The sequence below is a fragment of the Arthrobacter sp. Y3221157 genome (assembly GCF_059089865.1).
Map to the genome: position 1 here is coordinate 44,963 of NZ_JBNHFD010000013.1, position 17,668 is coordinate 62,630.

The window sequence follows — 17,668 nt, forward strand, 5'->3', positions numbered from 1 at the left end:
CGTGAGCCACACCATCCGCAGGGCAACAACGGACGACGCCGGGGCGCTGGCTGCGCTGGCGGCGGTCACCTTTCCACTGGCCTGCCCGCCGTCGTCGTCACCCGAAGACATTTCGGCCCACCTGGCCAATACGCTCAGCGAGCGTCACTTCCGGGGCTACCTCGCCGATCCGGACATCACCATCCTGGTGCTGGACTCCGGCGGCCCGCTCGACGGGTACAGCCTGCTGGTCAACCGCCCGGCGGCTGACCCGGAGGTGGCCGCCGCGCTCACCCTGCTGCCGTCCGTGGAGCTCAGCAAGTGTTATGTCCACCCCGGGCACCATGGCCTGGGCGCGGCAGCCGAGCTGATGCACGCCAGCCTCCAGGCCGCCGCTGCCGCCGGCGGGGCCGGGGCCTGGCTGGGCGTCAACAGCCAGAACGCCAGGGCCATCCGCTTCTATGAGAAGTCAGGGTTCCGCAAGGTGGGCACCAAATCCTTCCAGCTGGGCAGCACCGTGGAACACGACTTCGTGCTGGAGCGCGAGGTCCCCTAGTTCCTCAGTAGCCCTCCAGCGGGTAGGCCAGGGGCGGGCGGGGAACCGGCAGCAGCTTCACGCCCGGCGGCAGCCCGTCGATGCTGCCGCCAGTCCCGCGGGCCTTGATGGTGATCCGGGACGTGTCCAGCAGAACGTTCTCGGCCCGGAACTCGCCCACGGATTCCGGCAGGATCGGCGACAGATGCACTAGTCCATGGGTGTAGACGGGATCGAAGCGGAGCAGCACGCGGGCCAGCTGCACCGGCGCAGCCGCAGCCCAGGCCTGCGGCGAGCAGGCAGTGGGATAGGGCACCGGCCCCGGGAACTCGCCCCGGTCAAAGCCGCAAAAGAGTTCAGGCAACCGGCCATCGAAGTGCTCAGCGGCGTCGAAAATCCCCTCGGCCACCCGTTTGGCCTCTTCCACGAAGCCGTACCGCATCAGTCCGGTGGCAACCAGCGCGGTGTCATGGGGCCAGACGGAGCCGTTGTGGTAGCTGACGGGGTTGTATGCTCCCATGTCGGAGGCCAGCGTCCGGATCCCCCAGCCGGTGAACATCTGCGGCGACATCAGGTGTTCGGCGACGGACGCCGCCTTGTCCTCGTCCACGATCCCGGTCCAGAGGCAGTGGCCCATGTTGGAGGTGCAGGCATCCACCTGGCGCTTGTCCTTGTCCAGTGCCACGGCAAAGTATCCCTTGTCCGGCAGCCAGAACTTCTCGTTGAAGGCAGCTTTCAGCTCGGCTGCACGCTCCGCCCAGTGGTTTTCCAGCGCCACGTCCCCGTCCCAGCGGGCAAGCAGTGACCGGCCGATGTAGGCGGCGTAGACGTAGGCCTGTACTTCGCACAGTGCGATGGGGGCTTCCGCCATGGTGCCGTCGGCGAAATTGATGCCGTCCCAGGAGTCCTTCCAGCCCTGGTTAACCAGGCCGTGGTCATTGGGCCTGCAGTACTCCACAAACCCGTCGCCGTCCCGGTCTCCGTACTTCTCAATCCAATCCAGTGCCCGGTCCGCATGCGGCAGCAGCGGCCGGATGACATCGCGGGAGAGCCCCCAGCGGCTCAGTTCGCCCAAAAGGGCAACGAAGAGCGGGGTGGCATCGGCCGTTCCGTAATAGGCGGTGCCGCCCAGGGACAGTCCGGCGGTTACGCCAAGCCTGACCTCGTGGGGGATGCGTCCGGGTTCCTCCTCGGAGTCCGGGTCAATCTTCTTCCCCTGGATCCCCGCCAGGGTCTGGAGCGTACCTGCGGCCAGGTTGGGGTTGACCAGCAGGCTCATGTAGGACGACAGCAGGGAGTCCCGGCCGAACAGGGCCATGAACCAGGGGGCGCCGGCGGCAACTGCCGCGCGTTCCGGATGGTGGGCGTCGAAGATGCGCAGCGCGCCCAGGTCCCGCTGGCTCCGGTTGAGCAGTTCCTGCAGCTTGACGTCCTCGATGCTGAGCCGCGGTACGCCTTCTTCCCAGTCCAGGTGCCGGCGGACGCCCTCGCGGTGGTGCGGCAACTGCCCGTCGCGGAATGGTTTCTCAGGCGGCAACCCGTTCACCAGCGGCACCACGATGATGCTGACGGTCCATTTGCCCCGGGCCGGGATGGTGGCCCGGAAACGGAGCCCGTCCGTGCTGACGTCCGCGCCTTTGGCACCGACCACCGTTCCGCGCTGCTGGCCGTGCCGGGTGGCTTCGATGACCAGCCGGCCGTCCACTACTTCCCGGGTCGCGTCGTCAATGCCGGTGGTCCGTGCACCCTTCACGTCGAAGAGGTCCGCCTGGTCCGCATCCACCAGGAGCTCGATGTCGCATTCCACCGGTTCGGCGGCAAAGTTCTCCAGCGTGATGTCGTCCTGGAGTCCCGGCCCGATGTGGCGGATCTGCCGGACCACCAAGGGGCTGTCAAACCGGCCGCCGGGCCAGGTTGCCCTGCCCACGAACGTTGCTTCGAAAGGATGCGGCCGCTGCGCCACCAGAGGTTCGCGCAGGGCGCCGTTGATCCGCAGGACCCAGGCGGAAATGATGCGGGTGTCCTGGAAGAACACCCCGTTCGCGCTGCCGTCGGGGCTGATATCACCGCTTCCGGACGAGATGCAGAACGACGAGCCTTCCAGGATAGTTACGGAGCCGGAGCCGGACACGGATGCCTCGTTGTCTTCGTTCCAGGCGGTCATGGAAGGACTCCCTATCTCCAACGGCGGGTGCTGCCGGGACCGGTTGCCCGCCCGCCCTTAACGATTCTGGTGCAGCCTGATCGCATCCGGAACCCCCGCCAGCACCTTCCCTTCGAGGAGCTCTGTGAAAAGCATCAGGTGTTCGGCCACCATGCGTTCCATGCTGAACCGGTCCACAACAGCCTGGCGGCACTGGTCCCTCCTGATGTCTGCCGCGGCTTCCACGAACCCGGCCAAGTCGCGTGTGGGCCCCAGAAAACCGGTGCGGCCATGCTCAATGATTTCAGGGGCGGAACCAATCGGCGTACCAATCACCGGCGTGCCGGTCGCCAGAGCCTCGATCATCACCAGCCCGAATGGCTCCGGCCATTGGATCGGGTTGAGGAACGCCAGCGCCTCGCCCATCAGTTTGAACTTGGAGTCGTCGTTGACTTCCCCCACAAACTCTTCGTTCGGCCCGAGCATGGGTTCGATGACGTCCTGGAAGTAGCGAATCTCGTCCTGCTCCCGCATCTTCACTGCGATCTTTAGCGGCATTCCGGCCTGACGGGCGATCGTGATGGCCTCCACCAGTCCCTTGTCCGGGCAGGCTCGTCCCACAAAGCACAGGTAGTTACCCTGACCGCTGCCCACCGGCACAACCCCGACCTCCATGCCATGGTGGATCACACGTGTGACAGGGAGAGAGGGTGCGTGAGAGGTTTGGTCCCGGGAGATGGCGATAATGGAAGCGCGCTGGGCTATGGCCCTGTAGATATCCACCGCCTGGCTGTGAAGCGGCCCGTGGATGGTGGTAACCAGTGGAATCCCGGCCGGCCGGTGCATGTACAGCGGGCCTGCCAGCGTATGGTCGTGGATGATGTCCACGTCCCGCAGGCCCTCGTAGGCCCTGATCACGTGGCTGAACTCGGAAATGGTCAGGCCCATATCCTCCCGGGCTGACGGCTGCATCCCGGCGACCAGAGGAACGGGGCAGGTGCTGTCCGACGGGGCAGCCAGCAGGACCTCATGCCCGGCTGCCGTGAAGCCCCTGGCCAGGGTGTCCACAACCCTTTCCGTGCCCCCGTATGCCGGCGGGGGAACCGGAATCCACGGTCCTGCAACAAGTCCAATCCGCATTCCTGGCCTCCAGGTGATGTGGCCGGGCTTCCCAGCTAAACCAGGCAGTTAGTTAGCACCGCGGGGACGCTCTAGCTATCCACTTGCGGTGTTTGAACTATCGACGGCCTCTGCATGACCTACATCAGACTATTGCCCACGATCCGTCCGGCCACAAGACCTACTGTGGGGTATCTAACACGGCGGCACGGAATGGCTGGCACCGCCGGCTGGTTGTTCCTGGCATGAAGATTGAGATCTGGTCCGATGTCGCATGCCCTTGGTGTTTCATCGGCAAGCGCCGTTTCGAGGCCGCCCTGGCCGCCTTCCCCCACCGCGGCGCAGTGGAGGTCACGTGGCGGAGCTACCAGCTGGACCCCACCCTTCCGGAGCACTATGACGGCACGGAGCAGGAGTACCTGAGCACCCGCAAGGGCATCGCGCCGGAGCAGGTTTCGCAGATGTTCGACCATGTTGCGCAGCAGGCCAGGGGCGAGGGACTGGACTACCACTTCGACAAGGTGGTGGTGGCCAACAGTTTCGCTGCGCACCGCCTGATCCACCTCGCTGCCGCCCACGGCCGGCAGGATGAAGCCAAGGAGCGCCTGCTCAGCGACCATTTCGAGCACGGCAAGGACATCGGCAGCCGGGAGTACCTGGCAGCGCTGGGCAAGTACCTGGGCATCCCCGCCGGCGAGCTGGAGGAACTGTTCACCACGGACAAGTACGCCGACGACGTCCGCTTCGATATCGAAGAGGCACGGTCCCTGGGCATCAGCGGTGTCCCGTTCTTCGTCATCGACCGGAAGTTCGGCCTCTCCGGGGCCCAACCCACAGCGACTTTCACGGCGGCGCTCAACCAGGCCTGGCAGGATGCCAACCCGCTGGTGCTGGTGAACTCCGGCGAAGGCGATGCCTGCGGCCCCGGCGGCTGCACGGTCTGAATTTGGGCACGTCCGGCACCAGGTTTACTGACACACAGCGGTAAAGTGTCTGTATGCCAAGGATTTCAGCGGCCAGCAACGCCGAGCAGCGCGCGGACACCCAGCGCCGCATCCTAACGGCCTTCGGTGAACTCCTCTTCTCGCACGGGCTCCCCGGCCTGACCATGACAGACGTGGCCCGGCACGCCGGCGTGGGGCGGACCGCCGTCTACAACTACTACGCGGACATCGAGGAACTGCTCATCTCGTACGCCCTCGACGAGACGGAGAAGTTCCTCACGGAACTGCGCGACGCCCTGGACCGGCTGGACAACCCGGTGGAACGGCTGGCTCTGTACGTGCGCGCCCAGGTGGTGGACCTCTCCCGCCGCCACCTGCCCCCGGGCCCCGCCATGGGCGCCGTCCTGTCGCCGTCGTCGTTTGCAAAATTGGCCGACCATGTTGGCGAGCTGAGCGTGCTGCTGCAGGGCATCCTGCGCGACGGGATGGCCCAGGGCTACCTGCCGGTGGCGGACATCGGGCAGCAGGCGCAGCTGATCCTGGGAACGCTCTCCTCCAGCGCAGCCCGGGGCAGTGACGAGCCGGCGGAACTGGAGGCGCGCGTGGCCAGGACGGTGCGATTCATCCAGCTGGGCGCCGGGGCAAGGTTCGACGACGAAGGCCACCCGGTTCGGATCGCCCCACTGCCCGCCGTGGCCGGCTAAGTACCGGAAAGCGCCAGGCCAGGAAGCCGCGGTTCAGGAGGCCGGCGCCGCCGACGGCATGACCGGCCACCTGTCATCATCGGCAACGCGGCGGCTTTCCCGGGGACAGCTGAGCTTTCCGGGCGTCTGGTCCACGAGGTCGGGCGGGGCCAGCGCCGTGTAATCCTGTGACAGGATCACGTCCACGCTGCCGTCCGTCCTGCCGTCCTGGAAGTAGTCCGAACCCGGCAGGTTACGCTGGACACTGAAAGCGGCAGCTTGTCCAGCTGCACCGGAGATCACTGCGGCTACACCCCGGTAGCCTGCGTCGACGTTGCCCACATCCCCCACCACGAACTTTCGCGCCAGGAACTCGTCCGCCACGGACCGGGCAAGGCCCGGCCTGCTGGTGGAGTTGAAGACATTCAGATTGATCTGTTCCGGCAGCGTGTAGTCGAAAGTGGCCGCGGGGCACGTGGAGACTTTTTCCTCGGCCGGTTCAGCCGTGGGTATGGTGAACTGTCCGTTGATGATCGCCAGGGCAGTGATGATGCCCGCGGCGATCACGCCAATGAGGAGCACCAGCACAATGCCGTGGAGCACCCTGCGGCGCACCCTGGCCGTATCGTCCGCGTCCCGGGCCGCCGCGCCGAAGGTGGCCCGCAGTTCCGGGCCGCTCACCACGTGGTGGCCGTGCAGGATGCTGGCATCCTGCACCTTCCTTTTCCTAGCCATCGAGCACCAGGACCCGGGCATGGATCGCGGTGCGCTGGTGCAGTGCCGTCCGCACGGCACGGTGCAGGCCGTCCTCCAGGTACAGGGTCCCCTGGTACTGCACCACGTGCGGAAAGAGGTCGCCGAAGAAAGTGGAGTCCTCGGCCAGCAGGGCCTCCAGGTCAAGGGTGCGCTTGGTAGTCACCAGTTCGTCCAGCCGCACCGGCCGCGGCGGCAGCGACGCCCACTCCTTGGGCGTGCTGTAACCATGGTCGGGGTAAGGGCGGCCCTCGCCCACAGCTTTGAATATCACCCTGCAACCCTAGGCATCCCGGCAAGCTGAGCGAAAGTGCCCGGCCGTGCCGCCGGCAGGTTGTAGCCAAACAGTGACCATGTCACAGCCGGTGATCTTCGGCTGCCGGTTCAGGAACTGTCCGGCGCTGCTGAAAGAATGGGCCCCATGACAGCTTCCGAGTCCCCCGCCATGCCCGTGCCCGGTGTCCACGCGCCGTCCACACCACCCCTGGCGCTCCTGCTCGACGTTGACGGCCCGGTGGCGAGTCCGCTCACGCGCGACGTCAAACCGGAGATCATCAGCGACCTGGTGGCGCTCGCCACCGCCGGTATCCCCGTGATCTTCAACACGGGCCGCTCGGACGCCTTCATTCGTGAACAGGTCATGGCACCCATGATCGAGGCCGGAATCCCCAGCGGCACCATCATCCACGCAGTCTGCGAAAAGGGTGCCGTCTGGTTCAGCTACACCTCGGCCGGTCCCGGCCCCATCCACGTGGACCGTGAGCTCGCCGTACCCGCGGCTTACGGGGACGACGTCCGCCGGCTGGTGGCCGAGGACTACGCGGCGCACATGTTCTTCGACGAGACCAAGCGGGCCATGGTGTCCGTGGAGCAGCACATCGAGGTCCCCAGCGCCGAGTACCTCGCGGAACAAAAGCTCTTCGACGCCGATGCCGTGGGCCTGATGACACGGCACGGGCTGGGCGTGGTCCGGCTGGACCACCATGCCCCGAATTCCGACGACGAGGTGGACTACCGCGTGGACCCCACCATCATCTCCACGGACATCGAGTCCGTTCGCCTGGGCAAGGACCTCGGTGCCAGCCGGGCGGTGGAACTGCTGGCCGCGCAGGGCATCACCCCTGAGGCCTGGCGGACAGTGGGCGATTCCCGCACGGACTATGCGATGGCGGACTGGCTGCACCACAACGACCATGCGGTGAAGCACGTGGACGTCCGTCCCGCCGATGGTGTTCCGGCCAAGCCGTACGAGGTCCTCACTGCGGCCGACCTCGGGCTTGACGCCACGGTCATCCATGACGACGCCGGCGGCGCTTTCCTGCGGAGCTGGCGGGAGGCGCTGGGCGTCTAGGGCCGTGGCCGGCGGCCGGCCGGAACCTGCCGTTTCCCGGGCGGGGCTATCATGCAGGTAGGAACGCATAATTCACCAGCACGGAGATAACCATTACAGAAGCACCGGTTCAGGACGAAATCTACTTCGGTGGCCAGGCGTCCGTAGAGGAACAATTTCACGAGGAGGCGACCTCCGCTGCTGCGGAGCGTCGCCTGAAGCACCGCCCCGACGTCATCAGGCACAAGGGCCGCTATGCCCTGATCAACTACAACAGGACCCACTACCAGGCCATGGTGGAGGACCTGCTGTTTCTGCGGAATGTCCTCGCGGATTCCGGCCTGGCCTACCTGCTGGTCCGCGGCAACAATGACCGTCCGGTCATAGCCCTGGACTGGAGGGACAGGAAGAAGCTGCGCGCCGCCTTGGTGGAGGCCTGCCGGGACGAGCCCTTCTACTCCATGACGGTGGATGCCAAGAAGAAGACCGCCGTCCTCGTAGCCGACGGCGAGCTTTCAACCAGCCGCCAGGCACGCATCTTCCGGTTGTACCGGCCGCGGGTTGAACCCGGGGGCGGCTTTGATTTCGGTGCCTCCGCCGGCGTGCAGATCGAGCTCTGGTCCTTCGAGGGCGAGGAGATCATCCTTCCTATCGAGAACTCCCTGACGCGCCGGACCCTGCTGCGCCAGGACGCGGTCCGCGGGACTGTGGAGCGCTACGGGCACACCTGGCCCACCATCGAGAACATGTTCGCGGACCACGCCAGCGACATCAGCTTCGACATCGACCTGGTGTTCTCCTGGGTGGACGGCAGTTCCCCGGAGTACATTGCCGCCCGGCGCGCCCAGCAGAAGGGCCATGTCCTGGGCGAGGGCGACGACCATGAGGCACGCTTCCGGCAGATCAATGAACTCAAGTACGCACTGCGGTCCGTGTACATGTTTGCACCGTGGATCCGCCGCATCTTCATCGCCACGGACTCCCCGGCCCCGGCGTGGCTGGCGGACCACCCCTCCGTGACGATCGTCCGGAGCGAGGAGTTCTTCAGCGATCCGTCGGTGCTGCCCACGCACAACTCGCAGGCTGTGGAATGCCAGCTGCACCACATTGAGGGGCTCTCGGAGCACTTCCTCTACTCCAACGACGACATGTTCTTTGGCAGGCCCGTCAGCCCGGACCTGTTCTTCACCCCGGGCGGGATTACCAAGTTCATTGAGGCGGAAACCCGGATCGGCCTGGGCGAGAACGCTGCCGAGCGCAGCGGCTTCGAAAACGCCGCCAGGGTTAACCGAAAGCTGCTGTGGAACCGGTTCGGCCGGATCACCACGCGGCACCTGGAGCACTGTGCTGCACCGCTCCGGCGGAGCGTGGTGGCCACCATGGAAGAGGAGTTCCCCGAGGAGTTCCGGAAGACTGCGGCCAGCCGGTTCCGTGCCGCGGACAACATCTCCGTCACGAACTCCTTTTACCACTACTACGCGCTGCTGACCGGCCGTGCGGTCACCCAGACGGCCGCAAAGGTCCGCTACGTGGATACCACCATGCGCGCCGGCTTGACTTACCTTCCCAAGCTGCTGGCCAAGCGGAACATGGACTTCTTCTGCCTCAACGACGGCAGCTTCCCCGAGGTGGATGCTGACGAGCGGGCCGAAGTGGTGACCGACTTCCTGGAGAAGTACTTCCCTGTCAAGGCGCCCTGGGAGAAATAGCACACCACGGTCCCAGCACGGCAGCAAATGCAGGAGGCCGGTCCCGACGGGACCGGCCTCCTGCTTTTGCTTTTTTAGCTATTGGAAGGCACGCCCAGCCGGGCCCCGCTGCGCTGCTTGGTGGTCTCAGGAATCCGGACCCCTGCTGCCTCGAGCCGTCGCGCGGTCTCTTCGGGGGTCACGTACTCGCCCACCGTCGTCGACCTGCCCAGCGGAACCACCGAGTGGACAATGGTGTGCTCATAGACGTGCACCAGGTTGAATGCCTGCCCGCCGTCCTGCCCGCGGGTGCCGCCCACCGGGACGTTGAGGTCCTGGGTGTAGCAACTTGCCGAGGCCACCGAGACAGGGATGCCGGCAAACGTTGCCGTGGTGGAGTAATGCAAGTGGCCGGCCAGGATGGTCCGGACGTCCGAGTTGCGCACCACGGACGCCAGCGAGGCCTGGTCCCGCAGCTCCACCAGCACTGAGAGGTCCAGGACCGACGGGACCGGCGGATGGTGCAATGCCAGGATGGTGCCGTCAGGAGCGGGGGTCGCCAGTTCGCGGGCCAGCCACTCCAGCTGCGACCCGCTCAGCTCGCCGTGATGGAATCCGGGAACCGAGGTGTCCAGGGTGATGACGCGCAGGCCGTTGATGAAGTAGCTGTGGTCCACGGGGGCGTCGTTGCTTGGCTGGTCCAGCAGGCCCTTCCGGAAGTTCGCCCGGTTGTCGTGGTTGCCCATGGCCCAGATAACCTGCGAACCCATCTCCTGACATGCGGGCTCCACGATGGCGCGCAGCTTCCGGTACGCCTCGGGATGGCCTTTGTCTGCGAGGTCACCGGTGAAAATGACAGCCTCAGGCCGCGCCCCGGACGCCTTGACCTCGTCAAAGAGCTGGATGAGGCGGGCTTCGCTGTCAACAACGCCGTACAGGGGATCCGGACCCCCCAACAGATGGGGATCGCTCAAGTGGAGTAGGAAGTGGCGTGGCCGGGGATGTTCGGCCTCGATGTGCTCCATTGCTACCTCTGTGGTCGGTGGGAAGCGGCTCTTCCCTGGTACCCTTCAGTAATATTTATCCAACCAGACATTTGGCAAACTTTGGGCAAATCGCCGTAGCCGATGTGGAAAAAGATAAAAGAACTGCGCTTCTGCGCACTTTCTTCGCCCCGGGGCCGGTCAATCGCCCAGGGCCTTCCCGATCGCGTCGATAATCACCGCCGAGTCCGGTTCAACAGTGGGTGCAAAGCGGTCCACCACCTCGCCGTCGCGGTTCACCAGGAACTTCTCGAAGTTCCATTTCACCAACCCCGGCAGCAGTCCGGTCTTGAACTTGGTGAGCTCCGCATACAGCGGGTGCTGGCCTTTGCCGCGCACCCGAGCCTTCTCCGTCAGGGTAAAAGTCACGCCGAAGTTGCGCCGGCAGAATTCGGCGATCCCGCTGTCGCTGCCCGGCTCCTGGCCCGCGAACTGGTTGCACGGGACGCCGAGGATTTCGAAGCCGCGGTCCCGGAACTTCCCGTAGAGGGCTTCCAGGCCGGCGTATTGGGGAGTAAAGCCGCAGTTGGAGGCTACGTTGACCACCAACACCACCTTCCCCTTAAACCTTTCGAACTCCGTCTCGGTGCCGTCATTCAGGGTCAGCGGAATGGGGTACAGGGACGCCGGGCGTTTGGTCCTCACGAAGTTGTTCACGTCGGGGATTCGTAGCCGGTCAAACTGTGTACGGGTGGCGCCTCGAATTCTCCTGGAGGCCTGCCCGGCCCTACGGGGTTGATGTCGCGGTTTGCTCCGGCGTCGCTGTTTGCACCGGCACCGGCACCGGTTCGGTTAGCGTCGGCTCGATGGGGGCTGGCGCCGGTTCGGTTGGCGTCGGCGCAATGGGGGCTGGCGCCGGCTCAACCGGAACCGGCACAGGTTCGGTTGGCGTCGGCGCAATGGGGGCTGGCGCCGGCTCAACCGGAACCGGCACAGGTTCAGTCGGCACCGGCTCAACCGGCAATGGCGCAGGCTCAATAGGCGCCGGCTCAACCGGAGCAGGCGCAGGCTCAGCCGGCGCGGGCTCCACAGGTGTCGGCGCAGGCTCAGCCGGTGGCGGGGTTGGCTCAACGGGGACTGGCGAAGGCTCGGTAGGTGACGGCGCGGGCTCAATCGGCGAAGCCGACGGATCGGTCGGCGAGGGTGACGGCTCGGCCGGCGAAGCTGACGGCTCAGTGGGGGACGTCGTCGGCCCGCTTGGGGACGCTGACGGCTCAGTGGGGGACGTCGTCGGCCCGCTTGGGGACGCTGACGGCTCGGTGGCAGACGGTGAGGGCTGGGTGGCCGACGGCGATGAAGCGCTGGGCGACGGCGACGAGCCGGTGGGCGAAGGGTTCGCCGCGACGGATTGCGTCGTGGGCGAACTTGCCTCTGCTGTGTGCAATTTCGGTTCGTTGTCCTTGATTCCAGGGAGAGTCCAGTTGAGCCATTCAGCCGGTGAACCAGAGCCCGGGGTATATGACAACGACTCCTCCAGCCCACCACCAGCGAGCGCCGCAAGGCCCACGAACTGCCATCTCAAGGGGCTTATGTGCCAGCCATTCAATATGGTTTCAAAGTGTAGATGGCAGCCGGTTGACCATCCTGTGCTGCCCACCCGCCCCACAACCTGGCCCACCTGCACCGTATCGCCCCTGCGGACGGTCACCGATTCGAGGTGGTTATACGTCGTCACCAGGCCGTTGCCGTGGTCAATTTCCACCCGGTTGCCACCGCCCCAGGGGTGCCAGCCCGCTGCCCGGACGACGCCGGAATCTGCAGCATAAACCCTTGTCCCGCAGGGGGCAGCATAATCCTGTCCCAGATGGAAGTCACCGGCCGTCCCGGTCAATGGACTGATCCGGAACCCGAAGGGTGAGCTGGGATTCAAGAACTCCAAGGGTGCCATAAGGTATCCGGCAGCAGGCCTTCCAACCCCTTTATAGCCAACTGCCACCGGCACCGGTCCTTCCGGAGCTGAACCGCCGACCACCGGCAGCGGAAAAGGCACCACGGCCGGTGGGTTCCCGGGTATGGAATGCGGCAGGGAGTCAAGGTCCAGGCCTTCCGCTCCCCGGAGCACCACCCCCGCGGGCTCGGCGGCCTGCCTTTCAGGACCGGGAGTGGCCCGCTTCTCGACCGGATCCGGAAGGCGGTCCGCAGGGGTCTCGGAAATTGAGGACAACAGCTGCGCCTCATGGCCGTCGGACAGATTCAGGACGGAGAAGGAAACGGCCAAGGCGCCGGCAGCCGTCAGGACGCGGACTGTGGGACGGCGCGTACCCGGGGGTTTTTTGCCCGCACCGGATCCCCGATTCTTGCCCATGGATCGCTCCCGGAGATGTCCCACCCGCACGCTGTCTTGACGGTAGACCCATGTGACCATACGGCCGGTGCCCTGTGAACCCCGAATCACAAAATAGGGGGTTTTTGCCAATATCTTCGGAGTCTTACCCAGGACGGTCGCGATGGCCTGCAGTGGGCAACAATGGGATATGCGCAATTTCCTCCGGAAATGGCAGGACGAACTCAAGAAGACGTTCACGGGAAAGTCGGACGCCCCGCCGGACTGGGCACTGCGGCTGTCAGAGGGAGACGACCCCGGCTACCATCTCCCGGGTTCTGCGGTGTGGGCGGTGCACGGTTCCATGTCCCCCATCGTGGCCGGAATACGCACTCTGCTAATGCAGTCCCTGCACCCGGGCGCCTTGGCGGGGGTCCACGAACACTCGAATTTCCGGGAGGATCCGCTGGGCCGGCTGGCCCACACCATCCGCTGGATCTTCACCGTGACGTATGGCTCCAAGGCCGCTGCCGATGAGGCTTCGCGCAAGGTCCGCCGCCTGCATGAACCGGTGCAGGGCAGCTACAGCGACAACCTGGGGACACTGCGCAGCTACAGTGCCAACGATCCGGAACTGGCCGCATGGATCCATATCGCCTTCACTGATGCCTTCCTGACGGCCCACAAAATCTGGGGCGGCAGCATCCCCGGCGGACCTGACGCATACGTCAGGGAGTGGGCGCAGGCCGGCAGGTTGATGGGCGTGGACAATCCGCCGCTGACGGAAGCGGAGATGCGGCATCAACTGGACCGCTGGTACGAGAGCAACGAACTGCGTGTGGACGCTCGGGTGGCTGAAACCGTGGACTTCATCCGCAACGCGCCGCTGCATCCGATGCTGCGCCCCGGCTACCGCATCCTGTTCGCCGGTGCGGTGTACAGCCTGGAGCCAAGGTACCGGGAGATGCTCGCACTGGAAGTACCCCGGCTGGGCCCGTTCCCCCTTCCGGTGAGGCTGGCTACCAAGGCCGTCCTCGGCGTCGTCCGCCTGGCCCTGGGGCCCAAGGGTCCAAGCGAAATGGCCGCCCGGGCCCGGCTGAGGCGGCTGGGGTGTCCGGAAGCCGATCTGTGACAGCTCGGCCAGGCCCGGCAATAGAGCGGATAAACGCAAGAACCCGGTCCCGCGGAGGCGGGACCGGGTTCTCGACCGGCGGAGAATGGGGGATTTGAACCCCCGAGGGCGTTAACCCAACACGCGTTCCAGGCGTGCGCCATAGGCCGCTAGGCGAATTCTCCAACTGCTTCTGAATCAAAAGCAGGTACTAGACTACCTGACGTTTCGCGCATCACCCAAATTGGTGTCCGGAACGCCTCCGACGCCAGCCAACCGGGGGGCCGTTCTGCGAATTCCAGGGATTCCGCCTTAACCGGAAATGGACGCCCCCAACGCGCCCATTCCTCTGGTACTCCGTTGAGCTGCCGGGTCCGGCCCCGTTCAGCCAGGCCACACAGCTCACAATCTGGAGATTGCCCCAATCGGTGTACATACCCATGATCACGGGTGGCGGAGGGATAAGCAATGAAATCAGGGCAATCAGCGGAACTTGGGGCACAGTGGAACCATGACCGAGCTGCATGCCCTGGTGATCTACTCGCCCAGAACCCACACGGAACTGGTCCTGGCGGCCATCGGCGACGCCGGCGCAGGAAGGATAGGAAACTACTCCCACTGCTCCTTCACAACTCCCGGAACCGGCCGCTTCACCCCGGAAGCAGGCGCGCGCCCGTTCCTTGGCGAAAGGGGGATGCCGGAGGAGGTGGCGGAGGACCGGATCGAGTGCGTGGTCGAGGAACGGCTGCTGCCACAGGTCGTGGCCGCATTGCGCGCTGCCCATCCCTATGAAGAACCCGCATTCATGAGCTGGCGCGTGGAAGGCTGGCGGCCCGGGCCCGATTCGAACCGTGCCGGATGATCGGGTAAAGTATCTGACGGCCCCTCATGTGGCGTCATCCTGTTGAACTCCCCCAGGACCGGAAGGTAGCAAGGGTAGGCGGGCTCTGGCGGGTGCATGGGGGGTCTTTACTATTCCCCCACAGGGCGGCAGGATGTCGGCCCGGATTGGTAGGGTTTTCTCTGTGACAGTTACTACCGCCCTCTACCGCAGATACCGTCCCGACTCGTTCGCCGACGTCATCGGTCAGGAGCATGTCACCGAGCCGCTCATGACGGCTTTGCGGAAAAACCGCGTCAACCACGCCTACCTTTTTTCCGGCCCCAGGGGCTGCGGCAAGACCACCTCCGCCCGCATCCTGGCCCGCTGCCTTAATTGCGCCCAAGGCCCCACAGACACCCCTTGCGGTCAATGCCCCAGCTGTGTTGAACTGGCCCGCGGCGGCTCCGGCTCGCTGGATGTCATTGAGATCGACGCCGCCAGCCACGGCGGTGTTGACGATGCCCGTGACCTCCGCGAGCGGGCTACCTTTGCCCCTGTCCGGGACCGCTACAAGATCTTCATCATTGACGAGGCCCATATGGTCACGTCGGCAGGCTTCAACGCGCTGCTGAAAATCGTTGAAGAACCGCCGGAACACATCAAGTTCATCTTTGCCACCACCGAGCCGGACAAGGTCATCGGCACCATCCGCTCACGCACGCACCACTATCCCTTCCGACTGGTACCGCCCGAACCCCTGATGGCGTACCTGGAACTGCTGTGCAGCCAGGAGAATGTCCCCGTGGCCCCCGGGGTCCTGTCGCTGGTGATTCGTGCCGGAGGCGGGTCGGTCCGTGACTCGCTGTCCGTCCTGGACCAGTTGATGGCGGGGGCCGGTCCCAACGGGCTCGATTACGAACTCGCGGTGGCGTTGCTTGGCTACACCCACGCCTCGCTCCTGGATGACGTTGTGGAGGCCGTGGCCGCCTCCGATGCCGCAACCGTTTTCCGGGCAGTGGACCGCGTCATCCAGACCGGCCACGATCCCCGCCGTTTCGTTGAGGACCTGCTGGAGCGCTTCCGCGACCTGATCATCGTCAAGGCCATGCCGGAGAGCGCACATACCATCCTGCGCGGGATGCCCGCGGACCAGATTGCCAGGCTGCAGAACCAGGCGCACAACCTTGGTTCGGCAGAGCTGTCGCGGGCCGCGGACGTCACCAACACGGCACTCACGGAGATGACCGGGGCCACGTCCCCGCGACTGCACCTTGAGCTGCTCTGCGCGCGGATCCTGCTGCCCACATCCGACCAGAACGAACGCGGCCTGGCGGCCCGGATTGACCGGGTTGAACGCCGCTTCAGCTATGCCGGGAACGACGTCGACGCTCCCGCCGGCGCAGGCGCAATCGGCGCCCTCGGAGCCGCATCGGTTACCGCCGCACCCGTTGCTGCCGCCGCACCTGCACCTGCACCCGCCCCTGCCCCTGCCCCTGCCCCTGCCCCTGCCCCTGCCCCGAGCGTCGCACCACCGCCACGGCGGGAGGAGCCTCAGCCGGTCGCTACCGTCCAGCCGGCCGGACCGGAATCCACTCCCATCGAACCGCGTCCCGCCGTTCCAGCATCCGGTGGCCAGGGATCTCCGGAAGCAGGTCCCAGGGCTCCCCTGACCGCTCCCCGCGTGAGCACCAACGACTGGCCGGTTGAAGGACCGGGCCAGCAGTTGCCTCGAGACCAGGTGTCGGAACGCCCGGTATCCCGGGGCCCAGTGTCCGAACGCGCTGCGCGCGAACGCCCGGCTCCGGCCCGGCCCGGCCCGGAGCGTCCGGCACCGGAAAGCCCGGCACTGGAAAGCCCTGCAGCGGACCGTGTTCCGGCAACTGCCACAGCGGCTCCGCGCGACGCTGCTCCTCAAAAAACTGCCCCGGCCAATCCCCCTGCCATGGGCGACGTGGAGGTTCTCCGCCGCGCCTGGCCGGATGTTCTCCAGACGTTGTCCAGGATCAAGCGCAGCACCTGGGCACTGGTGGAGCCCAATGCGCAGGTCAGCGCTTTTGACGGTGCCGTCCTGACCCTGTCTTTTACCACCTCAGGTCTCGCCGGCGCTTTCGGGCGGGCCGACCATTCAGAGAACCTCCGCCAGGCCATCCACAAGACGGTGGGGATCGACTGCCAGATCAATGCAGTTGCCGGTGGCGCCAACCAGGCGAGCTCTGAACCAAACCCAAAAGCACCACCCCGTCAGGCGGCCGCCCCCACTTCAGCTGACGTAGCGTGGGGGCTGGCCCCCGCGCCTGCCCCAGCACCGGCACCGGCAGCGGCAGTGGCAAAGCCTGCCGCGCAGGCGGCGGCTTCCGCTCCGGCGGTCGCTGAAGAGGGAACGCCCGTACCCGTGTCCCCACGGCAACCGGCTCCCACGTCTTCCTTGCCAGTGACCGGAGCCGGCAGCCCTGCACCCGGCCCCGTCAAACCGACATCCGGGCCGGGCAGCGCGGCCCCTGAGGCAAGCGGGCGTCCCGCAGCGGCGCCGTCCCAGCAGGCTGCTGCCCGCGCTGGATCCGGCCATAATTCCTACCCTCCGCTGGAGGGCGACTACTCGTACTCAGATGACGACTGGGGCCCGCCCCGGGATGAAGACGCTCCCCCGCTGGATGAAGAACCTCCGGCGGATTGGGAGCCTTCGGCTGCATACACGGGCAGCCGCACAGCTGCATCTGTGCCGGCAGCCAGCTCCACCAGGGGACCGGGCGCTGCCGGAGGAACCAGCACCGAAGGAACCAGCACCGAAGGAACCCGTCCCCCCGGATCCCCCGTCCAGCTGGCCCCAGGCACGTCCCCTGCCGCCGCAGCACCGGCATCCGCACACAGGCCGGCAGCGGATACACCCGTCCAGGATCCCTGGGCCCGGGCAGTGGAGCAGGCCCCGGGTGTGTGGGTGGTCGGAAACGAAAGCAACCTAGGACGCTTCCCCGCCTCCGCTGGGGAAACCCCATCAGGGCAGGCGGCTGCTCCCCGCTACGAGCCGGCCACAGCCCAGGTTCCCCCGTCCATTCCGGTTTCCTCGGCGGGTGCAGCCACCGAACCGGACTGGGGTCTTGCCACAGCTCCTGCCCACGCAAGTGCCGACCAGGTACCGCCCATCCAGCAGGGGCGCGAATCTGCCGCGCCGTCCGCATCGGAGCCCGAAGCCGTCCGTGCACCGGAGTACGCGATGGCCGCTACTGCACCCGGCGCCGGCCCGGCCACCCTTGCCC

15 protein-coding genes, 1 tRNA gene, 1 other RNA gene and 1 pseudogene are annotated in these 17,668 nt (G+C 66.0%); 9 read left to right on the forward strand and 9 right to left on the reverse strand.

Going from position 1 to position 17,668, the window contains the following annotated elements; all coding sequences use genetic code 11:
* The first annotated feature begins 1 nt into the window (after position 1).
* Positions 2–535, forward strand: a complete 534-nt coding sequence (locus AC5RTT_RS06170; RefSeq protein WP_494144467.1) for a GNAT family N-acetyltransferase — start codon at positions 2–4, stop codon at positions 533–535.
* Positions 536–539: 4 nt separating this feature from the next.
* Here the strand turns inward: AC5RTT_RS06170 and AC5RTT_RS06175 are convergent, their stop codons facing one another.
* On the reverse strand, positions 540–2,678 hold the full coding sequence (locus tag AC5RTT_RS06175; protein ID WP_494144468.1) for an amylo-alpha-1,6-glucosidase: 2,139 nt from the start codon (positions 2,676–2,678) through the stop codon (positions 540–542).
* A 57-nt stretch (positions 2,679–2,735) separates the two neighbouring features.
* Positions 2,736–3,797 (reverse strand): glycosyltransferase family 4 protein, encoded by a 1,062-nt coding sequence (locus tag AC5RTT_RS06180; protein WP_494144469.1) that lies wholly within the window; start codon positions 3,795–3,797, stop codon positions 2,736–2,738.
* A 224-nt stretch (positions 3,798–4,021) separates the two neighbouring features.
* Here AC5RTT_RS06180 and AC5RTT_RS06185 point away from each other — a divergent pair, with 224 nt between their 5' ends.
* Positions 4,022–4,720 (forward strand): DsbA family oxidoreductase, encoded by a 699-nt coding sequence (locus AC5RTT_RS06185; RefSeq protein ID WP_494144470.1) that lies wholly within the window; start codon positions 4,022–4,024, stop codon positions 4,718–4,720.
* A 53-nt stretch (positions 4,721–4,773) separates the two neighbouring features.
* Positions 4,774–5,424 (forward strand): TetR/AcrR family transcriptional regulator, encoded by a 651-nt coding sequence (locus AC5RTT_RS06190; RefSeq protein ID WP_494010842.1) that lies wholly within the window; start codon positions 4,774–4,776, stop codon positions 5,422–5,424.
* A gap of 33 nt (positions 5,425–5,457) precedes the next feature.
* Here the strand turns inward: AC5RTT_RS06190 and AC5RTT_RS06195 are convergent, their stop codons facing one another.
* Positions 5,458–6,138, reverse strand: coding sequence for a LytR C-terminal domain-containing protein (locus AC5RTT_RS06195; RefSeq protein WP_494144471.1), 681 nt, complete (start codon positions 6,136–6,138; stop codon positions 5,458–5,460).
* The gene (locus AC5RTT_RS06200; protein WP_009358464.1) at positions 6,131–6,430 is read right to left on the reverse strand and encodes a type II toxin-antitoxin system VapB family antitoxin; all 300 of its coding nucleotides are present in this window, start codon (positions 6,428–6,430) and stop codon (positions 6,131–6,133) included. Before AC5RTT_RS06200 ends, AC5RTT_RS06195 begins: the two co-directional genes overlap by 8 nt.
* A gap of 147 nt (positions 6,431–6,577) precedes the next feature.
* Here AC5RTT_RS06200 and AC5RTT_RS06205 point away from each other — a divergent pair, with 147 nt between their 5' ends.
* Together AC5RTT_RS06205 and AC5RTT_RS06210 are read left to right on the forward strand one after the other, a co-directional pair.
* Complete coding sequence (locus AC5RTT_RS06205) at positions 6,578–7,507, forward strand: hypothetical protein (RefSeq protein WP_494144472.1); 930 nt, start codon at positions 6,578–6,580, stop codon at positions 7,505–7,507.
* A 272-nt stretch (positions 7,508–7,779) separates the two neighbouring features.
* Positions 7,780–9,195, forward strand: a complete 1,416-nt coding sequence (locus tag AC5RTT_RS06210; RefSeq protein ID WP_494010845.1) for a stealth family protein — start codon at positions 7,780–7,782, stop codon at positions 9,193–9,195.
* A gap of 74 nt (positions 9,196–9,269) precedes the next feature.
* Here AC5RTT_RS06210 and AC5RTT_RS06215 read toward each other — a convergent pair whose 3' ends face one another.
* The 4 genes and pseudogenes from AC5RTT_RS06215 to AC5RTT_RS06230 all read right to left on the reverse strand — a co-directional run.
* The gene (locus tag AC5RTT_RS06215) at positions 9,270–10,199 is read right to left on the reverse strand and encodes a phosphodiesterase (RefSeq protein ID WP_494144473.1); all 930 of its coding nucleotides are present in this window, start codon (positions 10,197–10,199) and stop codon (positions 9,270–9,272) included.
* Between the two features lie 159 nt (positions 10,200–10,358).
* On the reverse strand, positions 10,359–10,874 hold the full coding sequence (locus AC5RTT_RS06220) for a glutathione peroxidase (RefSeq protein WP_494144474.1): 516 nt from the start codon (positions 10,872–10,874) through the stop codon (positions 10,359–10,361).
* A 557-nt stretch (positions 10,875–11,431) separates the two neighbouring features.
* Positions 11,432–11,647, reverse strand: coding sequence for a hypothetical protein (locus AC5RTT_RS06225; RefSeq protein ID WP_494144482.1), 216 nt, complete (start codon positions 11,645–11,647; stop codon positions 11,432–11,434).
* Between the two features lie 104 nt (positions 11,648–11,751).
* Positions 11,752–12,582 (reverse strand): annotated as a pseudogene (locus AC5RTT_RS06230) (M23 family metallopeptidase); the annotation flags it as partial.
* 109 nt (positions 12,583–12,691) lie between these two features.
* On the opposite strand from AC5RTT_RS06230, the gene AC5RTT_RS06235 reads away from it, so the two are divergent.
* On the forward strand, positions 12,692–13,612 hold the full coding sequence (locus AC5RTT_RS06235; RefSeq protein WP_494144475.1) for an oxygenase MpaB family protein: 921 nt from the start codon (positions 12,692–12,694) through the stop codon (positions 13,610–13,612).
* A 79-nt stretch (positions 13,613–13,691) separates the two neighbouring features.
* On the opposite strand, the gene AC5RTT_RS06240 is transcribed toward AC5RTT_RS06235, so the two are convergent.
* Positions 13,692–13,776 (reverse strand) — tRNA-Ser (locus AC5RTT_RS06240).
* A 326-nt stretch (positions 13,777–14,102) separates the two neighbouring features.
* Here AC5RTT_RS06240 and AC5RTT_RS06245 point away from each other — a divergent pair.
* From AC5RTT_RS06245 to AC5RTT_RS06255, 3 genes are all read left to right on the forward strand, one after another.
* Positions 14,103–14,453 (forward strand): hypothetical protein, encoded by a 351-nt coding sequence (locus AC5RTT_RS06245; RefSeq protein WP_494144476.1) that lies wholly within the window; start codon positions 14,103–14,105, stop codon positions 14,451–14,453.
* A 15-nt stretch (positions 14,454–14,468) separates the two neighbouring features.
* An RNA gene (gene ffs, locus AC5RTT_RS06250) (signal recognition particle sRNA small type) lies at positions 14,469–14,565 on the forward strand.
* A gap of 21 nt (positions 14,566–14,586) precedes the next feature.
* Positions 14,587–17,668, forward strand: a 3,082-nt coding sequence (locus AC5RTT_RS06255; protein WP_494144477.1) for a DNA polymerase III subunit gamma and tau, incomplete at its 3' end; no start/stop codon positions are given.

Excerpts from the sequence above, each read along its gene's own strand:
- AC5RTT_RS06210 (WP_494010845.1), top strand. The coding sequence starts at position 7,780 with ATGGTGGAGGACCTGCTGTTTCTGCGGAATGTCCTCGCGGATTCCGGC.
- AC5RTT_RS06180 (WP_494144469.1), bottom strand. The coding sequence starts at position 3,797 with ATGCGGATTGGACTTGTTGCAGGACCGTGGATTCCGGTTCCCCCGCCG.
- AC5RTT_RS06225 (WP_494144482.1), bottom strand. The coding sequence starts at position 11,647 with ATGGCTCAACTGGACTCTCCCTGGAATCAAGGACAACGAACCGAAATT.
- AC5RTT_RS06205 (WP_494144472.1), top strand. The coding sequence starts at position 6,578 with ATGACAGCTTCCGAGTCCCCCGCCATGCCCGTGCCCGGTGTCCACGCG.
- AC5RTT_RS06215 (WP_494144473.1), bottom strand. The coding sequence starts at position 10,199 with ATGGAGCACATCGAGGCCGAACATCCCCGGCCACGCCACTTCCTACTC.
- AC5RTT_RS06190 (WP_494010842.1), top strand. The coding sequence starts at position 4,774 with ATGCCAAGGATTTCAGCGGCCAGCAACGCCGAGCAGCGCGCGGACACC.
- AC5RTT_RS06175 (WP_494144468.1), bottom strand. The coding sequence starts at position 2,678 with ATGACCGCCTGGAACGAAGACAACGAGGCATCCGTGTCCGGCTCCGGC.
- AC5RTT_RS06195 (WP_494144471.1), bottom strand. The coding sequence starts at position 6,138 with ATGGCTAGGAAAAGGAAGGTGCAGGATGCCAGCATCCTGCACGGCCAC.
- AC5RTT_RS06235 (WP_494144475.1), top strand. The coding sequence starts at position 12,692 with ATGCGCAATTTCCTCCGGAAATGGCAGGACGAACTCAAGAAGACGTTC.
- AC5RTT_RS06185 (WP_494144470.1), top strand. The coding sequence starts at position 4,022 with ATGAAGATTGAGATCTGGTCCGATGTCGCATGCCCTTGGTGTTTCATC.
- AC5RTT_RS06245 (WP_494144476.1), top strand. The coding sequence starts at position 14,103 with ATGACCGAGCTGCATGCCCTGGTGATCTACTCGCCCAGAACCCACACG.